Source organism: Delftia sp. WSY_22 (assembly GCF_043104185.1).
Lineage (GTDB): Bacteria > Pseudomonadota > Gammaproteobacteria > Burkholderiales > Burkholderiaceae_C > Comamonas > Comamonas tsuruhatensis.
The window spans coordinates 2,501-3,698 of record NZ_JBICKN010000008.1 but is presented as its reverse complement, the minus strand read 5'-3'; the positions used below and the strand labels follow the sequence as shown (position 1 = coordinate 3,698).

The 1,198-nt window shown below is 51.4% G+C and carries 1 rRNA gene (only partly in view); it reads right to left on the bottom strand.

Going from position 1 to position 1,198, the window contains the following annotated elements:
* A 23S ribosomal RNA gene (locus tag ACF8NF_RS08105) occupies window positions 1–1,198 on the bottom strand (its annotated part continues 242 nt past the right edge of the window); the annotation flags it as partial.

The following is a 1,198-nucleotide window of genomic DNA, read 5'->3' as shown; positions in this document are numbered from 1 at the left end:
ACAGTTGGCTGAGCTAACCTTCTCCGTCCCCACATCGCACTACACATCGGTACAGGAATATTGACCTGTTTCCCATCAGCTACGCATCTCTGCCTCGCCTTAGGGGCCGACTCACCCTACGCCGATGAACGTTGCGTAGGAAACCTTGCGCTTACGGCGAGGGGGCTTTTCACCCCCTTTAACGCTACTCATGTCAGCATTCGCACTTCTGATACCTCCAGCACCCGTTACCAGGCACCTTCACAGGCTTACAGAACGCTCTCCTACCACTTGCAATAAATTGCAAATCCGCAGCTTCGGTAACTGGCTTAGCCCCGTTACATCTTCCGCGCAGGACGACTCGATCAGTGAGCTATTACGCTTTCTTTAAATGATGGCTGCTTCTAAGCCAACATCCTGACTGTTTTAGCCTTCCCACTTCGTTTCCCACTTAGCCAATTTTAGGGACCTTAGCTGGCGGTCTGGGTTGTTTCCCTCTTGAGTCCGGACGTTAGCACCCGGTGCTCTGTCTCCCAAGCTGTACTCTGCGGTATTCGGAGTTTGCATAGGTTTGGTAAGTCGCCATGACCCCCTAGCCTAAACAGTGCTCTACCCCCGCAGGTAATACTTGAGGCACTACCTAAATAGTTTTCGGAGAGAACCAGCTATTTCCAAGTTTGTTTAGCCTTTCACCCCTATCCACAGCTCATCCGCTAGTTTTGCAACACTAGTCGGTTCGGACCTCCAGTACCTGTTACGGCACCTTCATCCTGGCCATGGATAGATCACTTGGTTTCGGGTCTACACCCAGCGACTGGACGCCCTATTCGGACTCGATTTCTCTACGGCTCCCCTATTCGGTTAACCTTGCCACTGAATGTAAGTCGCTGACCCATTATACAAAAGGTACGCAGTCACCCTTGCGGGCTCCTACTTTTTGTAAGCATGCGGTTTCAGGATCTATTTCACTCCCCTCCCGGGGTTCTTTTCGCCTTTCCCTCACGGTACTGGTTCACTATCGGTCGATGATGAGTATTTAGCCTTGGAGGATGGTCCCCCCATATTCAGACAGGGTTTCTCGTGCCCCGCCCTACTTTTCTCTAGCTCAGTACCACCAGTCGGTTTTCACATACAGGGCTATCACCTACTATGGCCGGACTTTCCATTCCGTTTTGTTAACCGTCTGACTATCACTAGAAGGCTGTTCCGATTTCGCTCG